The sequence below is a fragment of the Pseudonocardia zijingensis genome (assembly GCF_042657305.1).
GTDB lineage: Bacteria > Actinomycetota > Actinomycetes > Mycobacteriales > Pseudonocardiaceae > Pseudonocardia > Pseudonocardia zijingensis.
Map to the genome: position 1 here is coordinate 72,374 of NZ_JBHSKO010000007.1, position 14,195 is coordinate 86,568.

The 14,195-nt window shown below is 72.6% G+C and carries 12 protein-coding genes; 7 read left to right on the forward strand and 5 right to left on the reverse strand.

Annotated elements, in window-relative coordinates; all coding sequences use genetic code 11:
* Positions 1 to 90 precede the first annotated feature (90 nt).
* The 4 genes from ACFPL3_RS16365 to lysS form a co-directional block, all read right to left on the reverse strand.
* The gene (locus ACFPL3_RS16365) at positions 91 to 2,634 is read right to left on the reverse strand and encodes an ATP-dependent Clp protease ATP-binding subunit (RefSeq protein WP_343945904.1); all 2,544 of its coding nucleotides are present in this window, start codon (positions 2,632 to 2,634) and stop codon (positions 91 to 93) included.
* Between the two features lie 247 nt (positions 2,635 to 2,881).
* Entirely contained in the window at positions 2,882 to 3,682 is an 801-nt protein-coding gene (locus ACFPL3_RS16370) for a siderophore-interacting protein (RefSeq protein WP_343945903.1), read from the reverse strand.
* A gap of 66 nt (positions 3,683 to 3,748) precedes the next feature.
* The gene (locus ACFPL3_RS16375; RefSeq protein ID WP_343945902.1) at positions 3,749 to 4,093 is read right to left on the reverse strand and encodes a histone-like nucleoid-structuring protein Lsr2; all 345 of its coding nucleotides are present in this window, start codon (positions 4,091 to 4,093) and stop codon (positions 3,749 to 3,751) included.
* 114 nt (positions 4,094 to 4,207) lie between these two features.
* Entirely contained in the window at positions 4,208 to 5,662 is a 1,455-nt protein-coding gene (lysS, locus tag ACFPL3_RS16380) for a lysine--tRNA ligase (protein ID WP_343945906.1), read from the reverse strand.
* A 122-nt stretch (positions 5,663 to 5,784) separates the two neighbouring features.
* Between lysS and ACFPL3_RS16385 the strand changes: the two genes are divergently transcribed.
* Positions 5,785 to 6,552, forward strand: a complete 768-nt coding sequence (locus ACFPL3_RS16385) for a class I SAM-dependent methyltransferase (RefSeq protein ID WP_343945901.1) — start codon at positions 5,785 to 5,787, stop codon at positions 6,550 to 6,552.
* Here the strand turns inward: ACFPL3_RS16385 and ACFPL3_RS16390 are convergent.
* Positions 6,497 to 7,528: a LacI family DNA-binding transcriptional regulator gene (locus tag ACFPL3_RS16390; protein ID WP_343945900.1), complete on the reverse strand. Its 1,032-nt coding sequence runs from the start codon at positions 7,526 to 7,528 to the stop codon at positions 6,497 to 6,499. The two genes, ACFPL3_RS16385 and ACFPL3_RS16390, sit on opposite strands and share 56 nt — an antisense overlap.
* A 117-nt stretch (positions 7,529 to 7,645) precedes the next feature.
* On the opposite strand from ACFPL3_RS16390, the gene ACFPL3_RS16395 reads away from it, so the two are divergent.
* From ACFPL3_RS16395 to ACFPL3_RS16420, 6 genes are read left to right on the forward strand one after another with little or no spacing between them, the layout of a single operon-like run.
* Positions 7,646 to 9,160 carry a sodium:solute symporter family protein gene (locus tag ACFPL3_RS16395; protein WP_343945899.1) on the forward strand — a complete coding sequence of 505 codons (1,515 nt, stop codon included), beginning with the start codon at positions 7,646 to 7,648 and terminating at the stop codon, positions 9,158 to 9,160.
* On the forward strand, positions 9,157 to 10,308 hold the full coding sequence (locus tag ACFPL3_RS16400; RefSeq protein WP_343945898.1) for an AGE family epimerase/isomerase: 1,152 nt from the start codon (positions 9,157 to 9,159) through the stop codon (positions 10,306 to 10,308). Before ACFPL3_RS16395 ends, ACFPL3_RS16400 begins: the two co-directional genes overlap by 4 nt.
* Complete coding sequence (locus ACFPL3_RS16405) at positions 10,305 to 11,048, forward strand: 6-phosphogluconolactonase (protein WP_343945897.1); 744 nt, start codon at positions 10,305 to 10,307, stop codon at positions 11,046 to 11,048. The genes ACFPL3_RS16400 and ACFPL3_RS16405 overlap by 4 nt, the downstream gene beginning before the upstream one ends.
* Positions 11,041 to 11,799: an SIS domain-containing protein gene (locus tag ACFPL3_RS16410; RefSeq protein WP_343945896.1), complete on the forward strand. Its 759-nt coding sequence runs from the start codon at positions 11,041 to 11,043 to the stop codon at positions 11,797 to 11,799. Before ACFPL3_RS16405 ends, ACFPL3_RS16410 begins: the two co-directional genes overlap by 8 nt.
* Entirely contained in the window at positions 11,796 to 12,920 is a 1,125-nt protein-coding gene (locus tag ACFPL3_RS16415; RefSeq protein WP_379589247.1) for an N-acetylglucosamine-6-phosphate deacetylase, read from the forward strand. The genes ACFPL3_RS16410 and ACFPL3_RS16415 overlap by 4 nt, the downstream gene beginning before the upstream one ends.
* Entirely contained in the window at positions 12,917 to 14,182 is a 1,266-nt protein-coding gene (locus ACFPL3_RS16420) for a hypothetical protein (protein WP_379589248.1), read from the forward strand. The genes ACFPL3_RS16415 and ACFPL3_RS16420 overlap by 4 nt, the downstream gene beginning before the upstream one ends.
* The last annotated feature ends 13 nt before the right edge of the window (positions 14,183 to 14,195 follow it).

Genomic DNA, 14,195 nt, shown 5'->3' on the forward strand with positions numbered 1-14,195 from the left:
CAGCCACCCCGGCGTCAGACCCCCGAAAGCCGAAACGGCGCTCCTCCCGAACCGGGAGGAGCGCCGTTGTCGGTGTGACGGCCTGCTCGTCTACTCGTCGCCCGACTTGGCCATGTCGACCGGGGGCGCGTCCGGAACCGTGACCGGCTTCGGCTCGCCGCGGAAGACGAACTTGGCCTTGTCGTCGGCGTTGCGGCCCTCGGGGGCATCGGGGTCGAAGCCCTCGACGTCGACGACCACGATCTGGCCCGGCTCCACCTCGCCGAAGAGGATCTTCTCCGACAGCTGGTCCTCGATCTCGCGCTGGATGGTGCGGCGCAGCGGCCGCGCTCCCAGCACCGGGTCGAACCCGCGGCGGGCGAGCAGCTTCTTGGCGTTCGGCGTGAGCTCGATCGCCATGTCCTTGCCCGCCAGCTGCGTCTCGACGCGGCTGATCATGAGGTCGACCATCGTGATGATCTGGTCCTCGGTGAGCTGGTGGAAGACGATGATGTCGTCGATGCGGTTGAGGAACTCCGGCCGGAAGTGCTTCTTGAGCTCGTCCTCGACCTTGTTCTTCATCCGCTCGTAGTTGGTGCGCTCGTCGTTGCCGGCGGCGAACCCGAGACCCACGGCCTTCGAGATGTCCTGCGTGCCCAGGTTCGAGGTGAAGATGATCACGGTGTTCTTGAAGTCCACCGTGCGGCCCTGACCGTCGGTCAGGCGGCCGTCCTCGAGCACCTGCAGGAGGGTGTTGTAGACCTCCTGGTGGGCCTTCTCGATCTCGTCGAACAGCACCACCGAGAACGGCTTGCGCCGCACCTTCTCGGTGAGCTGGCCGCCCTCCTCGTAGCCCACGTACCCGGGAGGGGCACCGAAGAGCCGCGAGGCGGTGTAGCGGTCGTGGAACTCACCCATGTCGATCTGGATGAGGGCGTCGTCCTCGCCGAACAGGAAGTTGGCCAGCGCCTTCGACAGCTCGGTCTTACCGACACCGGACGGACCGGCGAAGATGAACGAGCCCGACGGGCGCTTCGGGTCCTTCAGGCCGGCGCGCGTGCGGCGGATCGCCTGCGACACCGACTTGACGGCCTCCTCCTGGCCGATGATCCGCTTGTGCAGCTCCTCCTCCATGCGGAGCAGACGCGTGGTCTCCTCCTCGGTGAGCTTGAACACCGGGATCCCGGTCCAGTTGGCCAGCACCTCGGCGATCTGCTCGTCGTCGACCTCCGCGACGACGTCCAGGTCACCGGACTTCCACTGCTTCTCCCGCTCGCCCTTCTGACCGAGCAGCTGCTTCTCCTGGTCGCGCAGGTGCGCGGCCCGCTCGAAGTCCTGCGCGTCGATCGCCGACTCCTTGTCGCGACGCACGGCCGCGATCTTCTCGTCGAACTCGCGCAGGTCCGGCGGAGCGGTCATCCGGCGGATGCGCATCCGGGCGCCCGCCTCGTCGATCAGGTCGATCGCCTTGTCGGGCAGGAACCGGTCGGAGATGTACCGGTCGGCCAGCGTGGCCGCGGCCACCAGCGCCGGGTCGGTGATGGTGACCCGGTGGTGCGCCTCGTACCGGTCGCGCAGCCCCTTGAGGATCTCGATGGTGTGCGTGACGCTCGGCTCGCCCACCTGGATCGGCTGGAAGCGGCGCTCCAGGGCCGGGTCCTTCTCGACGTACTTGCGGTACTCGTCGAGGGTGGTGGCACCGATCGTCTGCAGCTCGCCACGGGCCAGCATCGGCTTGAGGATCGACGCGGCGTCGATCGCGCCCTCCGCTGCACCGGCACCGACCAGCGTGTGGAGCTCGTCGATGAACAGGATGATGTCGCCGCGCGTGCGGATCTCCTTGAGCACCTTCTTCAGGCGCTCCTCGAAGTCACCGCGGTAGCGGGAACCGGCGACCAGCGAGCCCAGGTCGAGCGTGTAGAGCTGCTTGTCCTTGAGCGTCTCGGGCACCTCGCCCTTGACGATGCCCTGGGCCAGCCCCTCGACGACGGCGGTCTTGCCGACGCCGGGCTCGCCGATCAGGACGGGGTTGTTCTTGGTCCTCCGGGAGAGGACCTGCATGACCCGCTCGATCTCCTTCTCCCGGCCGATGACCGGGTCCAGCTTGCCCTCGCGGGCCGACTGGGTGAGGTTGCGACCGAACTGGTCGAGGACGAGGGACGAGCTCGGGGTGCCCTCGCCACGGCCACCGGAGGTGCCCTCCGCGGGCTCCTTGCCCTGGTAGCCCGACAGCAGCTGCAGGACCTGCTGGCGGACCCGGTTGAGGTCTGCGCCCAGCTTGACCAGCACCTGCGCCGCGACACCCTCGCCCTCGCGGATCAGGCCGAGCAGGATGTGCTCGGTGCCGATGTAGTTGTGGCCGAGCTGCAGCGCTTCGCGCAGTGACAGCTCCAGCACCTTCTTCGCCCGCGGTGTGAACGGGATGTGCCCGCTCGGGGCCTGCTGGCCCTGGCCGATGATCTCCTCGACCTGCTGGCGGACGCCCTCCAGCGCGATCCCGAGGGACTCCAGCGCCTTGGCGGCGACACCCTCGCCCTCGTGGATGAGGCCAAGGAGGATGTGCTCGGTGCCGATGTAGTTGTGGTTGAGCATCCGGGCCTCTTCTTGGGCCAGGACGACAACCCGCCTCGCTCGGTCGGTGAACCTCTCGAACATTTACGCTCCTAGCCTGCTGCGCCATGCACCGGCGCATCGCTGGCGCCGGGTACACCCCGTGGCTCCCACTGTATCGGCCCGGGGCGGTGGGTCGCGCCTCTCGCACGTACCTGGAACAACGCGTGCCCCCGGGTCCGAATTCCTCCGGACGGAGGATCCCCTGGTCAGGGCGGCTGTATTGGCCCGTTCAGGGGTTTCCGACCGCCCGGCGCACGGACGCGCCGGCTCGCGGCCCCGGCGACCGCTCTCAGCGAGCGGCGCCCGCCCGCTCCGCCGCCTTCTCGGCCTGCCAGCCGTCCTCGTCCACCCCGCGGCGCCAGTAGCCCGACACCGAGAGCATCTCGCGCGCGACGCCGCGCTCGTCGACCAGGTGCCTGCGCACCGCACGCACGAAACCGGCCTCGCCGTGCACGAAGGCGTGCACGCGCCCGGGCGGGAACTCGAGTGCGCGGACGGCGTCGAGCAGCTGCTGCGGCGCGTCGGGGCGGCGGTGCAGCCAGGTGACCCGAAGGGCGCCCGGGCACCGCAGCTCCTGCTGCTCGGCCACGTCGGCGACCTCCAGCACGGCCACGACCGGGGCCCCGGCCGGCACGCGCTCGCAGGCCGCGCCGATGGCGGGCAGCGCGCTCTCGTCGCCGACCATGAGGTGCCAGTCGGCCTCCGGGTCCGGGGCGTAGGCCCCGCCGGGGCCCACCAGCCGCAGCACGTCGCCCGGGCGGGCCGCGGCGGCCCACGGCCCGGCGAGGCCCACGTCGCCGTGGTGGACGAAGTCGATCGTCAGCTCGCCCGCGGCGTGGTCCAGCGCCCGCACCGTGTAGGTGCGCATCACCGGCCACTGCTCACGCGGCAGCTCGGCCCGGATCACGCTCATGTCGAACGGCTCGGGGTAGGGCACGCCCGGCCGGGGGAAGAGGAGCTTGACGTACCGGTCGGTGTAGGGCGTGTCGGGGAACGCGGACAGCTCCTCGCCGCCGGCGACGACCCTGATCATGTGGGGGGTGAGCCGCTCGGTGCGGCGCACCTCGAGCGTGGTCGTGCTGCGCGCCACGGGGCCTCCTCGGGGATCGACTGAGGCAAGCCTAACCCCACTTCCGGCCCCCGCGGCGCGGCGGAATCAGTTCTCCTTGTGGTACGCCTCGAGCACCTCGGACGGGATCCGCCCGCGGTCGGACACCTTCATCCCGCGCTTGCGCGCCCAATCCCGAATGGCCTGGTTCTGCTCCCGGTCGATCGAGGGACGCCGCGCCGAACTCGAAGCCGATCCGCCGGAGCGGCCCCGCCGGCCACCCGAACGGCGAGCAGCGGCCACGTAGGACGCGAGCGCGTCACGCAGCTTCCCCGCATTCGCGGACGAGAGATCGATCTCGTAGTTCTTGCCGTCGATACCGAACTCGATCGTCTCGTCGGCGGCCTCTCCGTCCAGGTCGTCGATCAGTCGGACCTCGCGGATCTGCGCCATCGCCGCAACCCTCCGTACTTCGCACCCAACAGTGACCGCGGCAATGCCGCTCTCGCGAACCATAAGCCCAATGCGCCGGTTCGTCGAGTCACCCTGTCCGGTGTCGCGCGGCAGTTACTCAGAACGCACGAGCGGGTACAGAATGGTTTCGCGGATTCCGAGCCCGGTGAGGGTCATCAGGAGGCGGTCGATGCCCATTCCCATGCCTCCGGTGGGGGGCAATCCGTACTCCATGGCGCGCAGGAAGTCCTCGTCCAGCTGCATCGCCTCGGGATCACCGGCCGCGGCCTTGAGCGCCTGCTGGGTGAGCCGCTCCCGCTGATCGACGGGGTCGACCAGTTCGGAGTACGCCACCCCGAGCTCGGTGCCGAAGACGAACAGGTCCCATGCCTCCGCGAGTCGCGGATCGTCCCGGTGCCGCCGCGCCAGGGGGCGCAGCTCGATCGGGTAGTCCCGCACGAACGTCGGCTCGTGCAGCGTATGCTCCACGAGCTTCTCGAACAGTTCCAGCACGATCGCACCCGCGGAGTCCGTTTCCGCGACTTCGACGTCGTGTGCGGCCGCGAGCTTGCGCAGGCGTTCTGCGGAAGTGTCGGGCGTCACTTCCTCGCCCACCGCTTCCGACACGGCGTCGTGCATCGTGACCGAACGCCACTCGCCACCCAGATCGTGGGTGGAGCCGTCGACGTGCTCCACGACGGTGGAGCCGAACACGGCGCGTGCGCATGCGAGCACCAAGTCGCGTGTCAGAACGGCCATATCGTCGTAGGTGGCGTAGGCCTGGTAGGCCTCCAGGGTGGTGAACTCCGGCGAGTGGGTGGAGTCGATCCCCTCGTTGCGGAACACACGATTGATCTCGAAGACCCGCTCGATCCCACCCACGACACAGCGCTTCAGGAACAGTTCCGTGGCGATCCGCAGGTATAGGTCGCTGTCGAGTGCGTTGGAGTGCGTGACGAACGGACGGGCGGTGGCACCCCCGTGCAGCAGCTGCAGCATCGGCGTCTCGACCTCCACGAACGAGCGCTCGTCGAGGACCTTCCGCAGCGTGCGCAGGACCTCGGCCCGCCGGTGCACCGTCTCCCGCGCCTGCGGCCGGACGATGAGGTCGACGTAGCGCTGCCGGACCCGGGTCTCCTCCGACAACTCCCGGTGCAGCCCGGGGAGCGGTCGCAGCGCCTTGGCCGCCAGCTGCCACCTGTCGGCCATCACCGACAGCTCACCCCGCCGCGAGGTGACCACCTCGCCGTGCACCTGCACGTGATCACCGAGGTCGACCTGCGACTTCCACCGCGCGAGCTCGTCCTCGCCGACCAGGGCGAGCGACAGCATCGCCTGCAGCTCCGTGCCGTCGCCCTCGCGCAGCGTGGCGAAGCACAGCTTGCCGGTGTTGCGCAGGAACATCACGCGCCCGGTGACGGCCACGATGTCGCCGGTGGCGGTGTCCGGCGGGAGGTCGGGATGGGACTCCCGGACCTCCCGCAAGGTGTGGGTGCGCTCCACGGCTACGGGATAGGGGTCGAGGTTCTGCTCGATCAGCGCCGCGCGCTTGGCCCGGCGGACCCGCATCTGCTCGGGCAGGTCGTCGTCGGGACTGGTGGAGGGCGCGTCGCTCACGGTGTCAAGGGTAGTGAGCCGGATCGAGCGGAATTCGCGCGGCCGCCCCTGGAGCCCCCGTACCGTCGAGGGGCGTGACCACCTGCTCGCGTGCGCGTTCGTTCGGGGCGGCGGCAGCCGCCTATGCGGAACACCGGCCCGGCTACCCGGACGCGGCCGTCGACTGGGCGCTGGAGCCGGTGGCGGGGGGTGCGCTCCGGCTGCTGGACCTGGCCGCGGGCACCGGCAAGCTCACCGAGCCGATGCTGTCGCGGGGCGCGGTGGTGGCCGTCGAGCCCGATGCCGCGATGCGGGCCGAGCTCGTGGCCCGCTTCCCGGACGTCGACGCCCGCGAGGGGAGCGCCGAGGCGATCCCGCTGCCGGACGGCTCGGTGGACGCGGTGCTCGTGGGCCAGGCGTGGCACTGGTTCGACGCCGACCGCGCCTTCGCCGAGATCGCGAGGGTGCTGCGGCCCGGCGGGGTGCTCGCGGCGATCTGGAACCGCGACGACACGCGCGTGGAGTGGGTGTCCGGGATGTACGAGGTGGGGCGGTGGCGCTCGGCGGTGGTGCAGGGCCCGGACGACGAGTTGCGACTGCCGGCGCACGAGGCGTTCGCCGCCGACGGGTTCGCGCAGTTCCCGAACCCGGCGCCCACCACGGTGGAGGGGCTGATCGCCCAGCTGAACACGCACTCGTGGGCCCTCACCGCCGACCCCGGCGAGCGGGAGGCCACTTTCGAGCGCGTGCGGGCCTACCTCGCCGGCCGTCCGGAGACCGCGACGGGTGCGTTCGACCTGCCGATCGTCACCGACGTGGTGCGGCTGGTGCGGCGGGAGCGGGTGCCGAGCTCGACCGCGTGACGAGGTGCGAGGGCAGCAGCACGCGCCGGTCGCGCTCACCCCCGGGCCGCTCCACCAGCTCCATCAGCAACTCCACCGCCAGCCGGCCCGCCTCGCCGCCGCGGCCGTGCACGGTGGTGAGCGGCGGGTAGGTGGTGGCGGCGAGGATGTCGTCGCAGCCGACGATCGAGATCTCGGCGGGCACCGCCACCCCGCTCTCGGCCATCCCGGCGAGGACACCCTGGGCGAGGCCGTCGTCGAAGGCGATGGCGGCGGTGGCCCCCGTGGCGAGCACCTCCGCCGCCGCGGCCCGGCCCTCGTCGTGCTCCGGGCGGTGCGGGCGCAGCACGGTGGCTGTGATCCCGAGTTCGGCGCAGCGCGCCCGCAGCGCCACGCGACGCTGCTCGTCCGACCACGACCCCGCGGGCCCGCTGATGTAGGCGAGGTGGCGGTGGCCGAGGCCGGCGAGGTGGTCGACGGCCTCGCGGATGCCCGGCGCCGAGTCCACCAGGATCCGCGGCACGCCCCGCACGTCACGGTTGACCAGCACCAGCGGGTGGCCCCGCGCCGCGATCTCCCGCACCTGCTCCTCCGGCAGCCGGGAGGAGACGAGCACCACGCCGTCGGTGCGGCGCTCGAGCTCGGCGAGCAGGTCGAGCTCCTTCGCCGGGTCCTCGTCGGTGTCGCCCACCACGGTGCTGACGCCGCCGGCACCCGCGTGGGCCTGGGCGGCCCGGATCACCGGCGGGAAGAACGGGTTGGCGATGTCCGGCACGACCACGGCGATCATCCCGAGCCGGCCGGTGCTCAGCGCCCGCGCCGTGTGGCTGGGCCGGTAGCCCAGCTCCCGGGCGATCTCGGTGACGTGTGCGACCGTGCTCTCCCGCAGCAGGTGGGGGCGGGAGAACACGCGCGAGACCGTGGCCGTCGAGACCCCGGCGGCCGCGGCGACGACCTTGATCGTGGGCGCCTGCCGGCGCCCCTCCAGGCGGGCCACGAGCGGAACCCTACGACGTGGCCCCGGCCACGGATCGGTGGCTCGACTTGACGTGCAACCGGTTGCACGCGAGCATCGCCCGCCACGAGCACCCTTGCGGCGCGAGATGGAGGAACGGTGGATCTGCTCGACTGGCTGGTCGTCGGCGGCTACTTCGTCGTGATGGTGTGCATCGGGCTGTGGGCCAAGGCGCGCGTCCACGACTCCCGCGACTTCTTCACCGCGGGCGGGCGGATGCCGTGGTGGCTCTCCGGCATCTCGCACCACATGTCCGGCTACAGCTCCGCGGTGTTCGTCGGCTACGCGGCGATCGCCTACACGCAGGGCTTCGTGCTCTACGTCTGGTGGGCGCTCGGGATCACCTTCGCGATGGTCGTCGGCTCGTTCCTGTTCGTCCCGCGCTGGCCGCGGCTGCGGCAACGGCTCGGGATCATCTCGCCGCTGGAGTACCTGCGGATCCGCTACGGCGTGCCCACCCAGCAGCTGCTCGCGTGGAGCGGCACGGCGCTCAAGGTCTTCGACGTGGGCGCCAAGTGGACGGCCACGGCGCTGCTGCTCAACGTCTTCACCGGTGTGCCGCTGACGATCGGCATCCTGCTCACCGGCGGCGTCACCCTCGCCTACTCCACGATCGGCGGCCTCTGGGCCGACGCCCTGACCGACATGGGCCAGTTCGTGATCCAGTTCGTGGCCGGCATCGTGATGTTCCTCGCCGTGCTCGCCGCCCTCGACGGCATCCCGACCATCTGGACGCTGTGGGACCAGCTGCCCGAGGGCAACACCCAGCCGTTCAACGGTGAGTACACGGTGCTCTTCGTGATGGTCTACCTGCTGATCAACACGTTGTCCTACAACGGCGGCACCTGGAACCTGGCACAGCGGTTCATCGCCTCCCCCACCGGGAGCAGCGCACGGCGGGCCGCCCTGTTCTCCGCGGCCCTCTACCTCGTCTGGCCGCTCGTGATGTTCTTCCCGATGTGGGCAGCGCCGGTGCTGCTGCCCGGGCTGAGCGACCCCGAGCAGTCCTACGCCCTGCTCACCCAGGAGCTGCTGCCCACCGGCCTCATCGGCCTCGTGCTCGCCGGGTTGTTCTCGCACACCATGGCCATGACCGGCTCGGACGCCAATGCGATCTCGGCGGTGGTCACCCGCGACATCATCCCCGCGGTCTGGAAGCGGGGCCGCAGCCTCGACACCCGCGCCGAGCTCATGATCGGCCGGATCGCCGTGTTCACGTTCATCGCGCTGAGCATGGTGATCGCGCTGACCGCCGACAGCTTCGGCGGCGTGCTCGGCCTGATCATCCTCTGGTTCGGCGGGCTGGTCGGGCCGATCGCGATCCCGATGCTGCTCGGTATGCTCCCCGCGTTCAAGCGGTGCGGGCCGGTCGCGGCGATCTCCTCGTGGGCCGTGGGCCTGCTGGTCTTCGCCCTCACCCGCTACGTCTTCGCCGACGCGATCAGCTCCCTCGCCAAGGACCAGGTCACCGCGATCCAGGTCGGCGGCCCCGTCGTCTGCGCGATCATCACGTTCGTGCTGGTCGGGCTCGTGGCGCCGTGGCGCAACCCCGAGTCCGACGAGCTGGTCGACGCGATCTCCCGGGACGAGCCCGTGGGCGAGCCCGTCCGGTGAACCACCACGACCACCTCGTGGCCGACGTGCTCGCCTGGTGGGCGGCCAACGGCCCGGACCCCGAGCACGGCGGGATCCTCACCTGCTGGGACAACACCGGCGCGCGGCTCGTCGCCACCGACAAGTACACCTGGTCGCAGGGGCGCTGGGCGTGGCTCACGGCCCGGGTGGCGCGGTCCGAACAGCTCGTCGGCGTCGACCGCGACTGGTACGCCGAGCAGGCCGTGTGCACGGCGCGGTTCGTCCGCGACCACGCGCTGCTGCCCGACGGCACCACCGCGTTCGTCACCGACCGCACCGGCGCCGAAGCCGGCCCGCACACCAGCGTCTACGCCGACCTCTTCGCCGCGCTCGGCTTCGCAGGGGTGGCGCAGCTGCGCCCGGACGAGGACTGGGGCGGCCGCGCGGAGGAGCTGCTGCTGCGCTCGGCCGCCGCCATCGAGGCAGGCCGGTTCCGCTCCGACCCGTACCCGGTGCCCGCGGGGCACCGCTCGTTCGGGCTCCCGATGATCCTCGTCGGCGTCGGGGAGCAGGTGCACCGCGCCACGCGCTCGGTGGCGTCCGCTGACGTCGTCCGCGACGCGGCCCGGGAGATCGAGGAGCACCACCTGGACGGCGACGACGTCGCCGAGATGCCGTCCGCCACCGACGGGCTGCTGGCCCGCCATCGCACGCCCGGGCACGTGCTCGAGGCGACGTGGTTCCTGCACCACGCCCGCGACCTGATCGCCGGGTCGCCGCTCGCGGAGCCCGACCGCCTCGCCCGGATCGCCCGGCACGCCCTGGCCCTCGGCTGGGACGACGAGCACGGCGGGCTCCTGCGCTACGTCGACCGCGACGGTGGCCCGCCCACCGGCGCCCGCACCGCCGACCCGTACGAGGCGCTGGTGGTGGACACCTGGGACACCAAGCTGTGGTGGCCGCACGCCGAGGCGCTCTACGCCACCGCGCTGCTCGAGCCGGAGCACCACGCGCGGCTGCACGACTACGTGTTCGCGACGTTCCCGGAGGGCAACGGGCGGGAGTGGACGCAGATCCGCGACCGCGCCGGCTCACCCCTGGAGAAGACCGTGGCGCTCCCGGTGAAGGACCCGTTCCACATCGCCAGGGCGCTGCTCATGCTGGTGGAGCTGGGAGGAGAAGCGTGAGACAGGAAGTGCCGGGCATGCCGGGGGTGCGGTCCTTCCCGGACCGAGCGGCGATGGGCGCCGCTGCCGCCGCCGACATCGCCGAGGAGCTGCGGTCCCGCCTCTCCGCTCAGGGCGCCGTGCGGGTGATCTTCGCGGCGGCGCCGAGCCAGAGCGACATGCTCGACCGGCTCGTGGCCGCCCCGGGCGTCGACTGGACCCGGGTGACCGCGTTCCACATGGACGAGTACATCGGCCTCGCGGCCGACGACCCCGCGCGGTTCGCCAACTGGCTCGACCGGGCGATCTTCACGCGGCTCCCGTTCGCCGAGGTGCACCGCATCGACCCGGAGGCGGACCCCGCCACCTACGCGAAGCTGCTGGCGGAGGCGCCGATCGACGTCGTCTGCCTCGGGATCGGCCAGAACGGGCACCTCGCCTTCAACGACCCGCCCGTGGCCGACCTGGACGACCCCGAGGACGTGAAGATCGTGGAGCTCGACCGCACCTGCAGGCAGCAGCAGGTCGACGACGGCGCGTTCCCCACCTTCGCCGACGTGCCGACCCACGCCGTGACGCTCACGATCCCGCGGCTGCTGAACGCCACGCGCCTGTTCTGCGTGGTGCCCGGTGCGGCGAAGCGCCAGGCCGTGGAGCAGGCCCTGCACGCCCCGATCTCCGCCGCCGACCCGGCGACGGCCCTGCGCACGCACCCGGACGTCACCCTCTACCTCGACGCGGAGGCCGATCCCCGTGGCTGACGGGACGTTCCGCGGTTACCTCGACACCGTCCACGGCCTCCTCGAACGGATCCTCACCGAGGAGTCCGAGGCCATCCGCGCGGCGGCGGAGCTGCTCGCCGAGCAGATCGAGGCCGACCGGCTCGTGCACGTCTTCGGGCCCGGCGGGCACTCCAACCTCGCTGCGCAGGAGGTGTTCTTCCGCGCGGGCGGGCTCATGCACGTCTCGGCGATCCTCGACGAGGGCACGCTGCTGTCGAACGGGGCGCTGCGGTCGATGGCGATCGAGCGCACCCCCGGCTACGGGCGCGTGGTGATCGCCGACCGCGGTCTGGGGGCGGACGATCTGCTCGTGCTCGTCAACGCCTACGGGATCAACGCCGCACTGATCGACGCCGCGCTCACCGCACGCGAGCGCGGCGTGCGCCTGATCGGGATCAGCTCGCGCGAGCACGCCGAGAACACGGCGCCCGACCACCCGGCGCGACACCCGTCGAAGGCGAACCTGCACGACCTCGTCGACGTCGCGATCGACAGCAAGGTGCCGATCGGCGACGCCGTGATGGACGTGGCCGGTTCCGCCGAGCCCGTCGCGGCGGTGTCGACGTTCGCCAACGCGTACGTGCTCAACTGCCTCACGCTCGCCACGGTCGAGACCCTCGCCGCGCGCGGCGTCGAACCGCCGGTGTGGCGCAGCGGCAACGCACCGGGCGGGGACGAGGCCAACGGCCGGTTCCTGCAGCGCTTCCGCGGGCGGGTGCGCTCGCTGTGAGGCTGCGCGGCCGGGACCCGGTGAGCGGGCGCGTCCTCGAGGTCGCGACCGACGGACCGGTGATCGCGCACGTCCGGCCGGTCGACGGCGGCGCGGACCTCCCGTTGCTGCTTCCGGGCCTCGTGGACCTGCAGGTCAACGGATACGGCGGCCACGACGTCAACGGGCCCGACGTCACGCCGGACCACGTGGTGGCGCTCGTGCGCGCGCTCGCGGCGACCGGCACCACCACCGTGGTGCCCACCGTGATCACGGCGGCGGAGGCCGACGTCGTGCGCTCGCTGCGCGCCGTGGCCGAAGCCCGCGCCCGGGACGAGGCCACCCGGCGGGCCGTGCCGTTCGTGCACGTCGAGGGCCCGCACATCTCGGCGGAGGACGGCCCCCGCGGCGCGCACCCCGCCGAACACGTGCGCCCGCCCGACACGGGCGAGTTCGACCGCTGGCAGCGTGCGTGCGACGGCCTGGTCGGGATCGTCACGATCTCCCCGCACCACCCGGAGGCCGTGGCCTACACCGAGCACCTGACGCGGGCGGGCACGCTCGTCGCGATCGGGCACACGCACGCATCGGCCGACCAGGTGCGGGCCGTGGCCGACGCGGGCGCGCGGCTGTCCACCCACCTCGGCAACGGCGCGCACGCGGTGCTCCCCCGGCACCCGAACCACCTGTGGGCCCAGCTCGCCGACGACCGGCTCACCGCGGGCTTCATCGCCGACGGCCACCACCTGCCCGCCGACACCCTCACCGCGATGCTCCGGGCCAAGGGTGTGGAGCGCTCGCTGCTGGTGTCCGACTCGGTCGCGCTGGCCGGGATGCCGCCGGGTGGGTACACGAGCCCGATCGGCGGGGCCGTCGAGCTGTCCGCCGACGGCAGGCTCTCGGTGGCGGGCACCCCCTACCTCGCCGGTGCGGCCCGCACGCTCGCCGACGGCCTCGCGCACGCCGCCCGCGCCACCGGGATCGGGCTGGGCGACGCCGTGCGCCTCGCCACGTCCAACCCCGGCCGGTTCGCGGGTGGCCGGGGCCGGCTCGTGCCCGGCGCGCAGGCCGACCTGCTGCTCGCCGACGGCGACCTGCGGATCCAGCGGGTGGTGGCCGCCGGCACGGAGATCACCGGATGAGAGCCGGGGTCGCCGTGCGGGACGTGACGCCCCCGCCCGGCACGGCGATGTCCGGCTTCGTCGCACGCACGACGCCCGCCACCGGCGCGCACGACCCGCTGCTGGTGCACGCGCTGGTGGTGGACGACACCGCGCTGGTCACCGTGGACGTCGTCGGCCTGCACGAGGACGACTGCGCGCGGATCCGGCAGCGGTGCGCGCTGCCCGCCGACCGCGTCGTCGTGCACGCCACGCACACCCACGGCGGCCCGGCGAGCATGCGCGGGCGCCTCGGCGGCCCGGTCGACGACACCTGGCTCGACCGCCTCGTCGCGACCTGCGCCGAGGCCGTGGACGCCGCGCTCGCCAATGCCGAACCGGTCGAGGTGCGCGCGGGGTACGGCGCGGATCCCGAGGTGGCCCGCAACCGGCGGCGGCCCGGCGGGCCGGTCGACCGCACCCTGCCCGTGGTGCACCTGCGCCGCCCGGACGGGTCCCTCCTCGCCGCCGTGGTCTCCTACGCCTGCCACCCCGTGGTGCTCGGCGCGGACAACACGCTGTTCACCGCCGACTACCCCGGCGTCGTCCGCCGGATCCTCGCCGAGCGACTCGGCGGGCCGGTCCTGTTCGTCACCGGCTGCGCGGGCGACGCCAACACCGGGCACTCCGCGGCGGCGTCGGTCTCCACGGCCCCGGCCACCGCCCGCACGTTCGCCGAGTGCGAGCGGGTGGGCGGGCTGGTCGCCGAGGCCGCGCTGGCCGCCGACCCGGCCCCCGGCCCCGCCCGCGTGGCGGCCGGGCGCCGCGACGTGCCGCTCGCCCTCGACGTCGACCGCGGCGACGCCAGGGCGTGGGAGACGGAAGCCGCGAGCGCCGACCCCGCCCGGGCCGCGCTGCTTCGCTGCTGGACCGACTGGGCCCGCCGCAGGCCCGGCCCGCCACGCCCGCCCGCGCCGTGGCCGGGATCGGTCACGGCGCTGCGGTGGGGCTCCGCCGTGCTCGTCGCGTTGCCCGGGGAGCCGTTCGCGGCGGCCGCCCACGAGATCCGCGCCCACGCGGGCCCCGGCGACACCGTGATCGTCGCGGGCTACTCCGACGGGTGCCCCGGCTACCTGCCACCCGCCGAGGAGTACGCCCACGGCGGCTACGAGGTGGAGGAGGCGCACCGCTACTACGGCCTGCCGGGCCCGTTCGCGCGAGGCGCCGCCGAGGGACTGGTGGCGGCGGCGAGGGCCCTCCTGGGGTGCCAGCATGGTGGCTTTGCCGGCCCATTACGCCAGTGAAGCCACCTTGCCG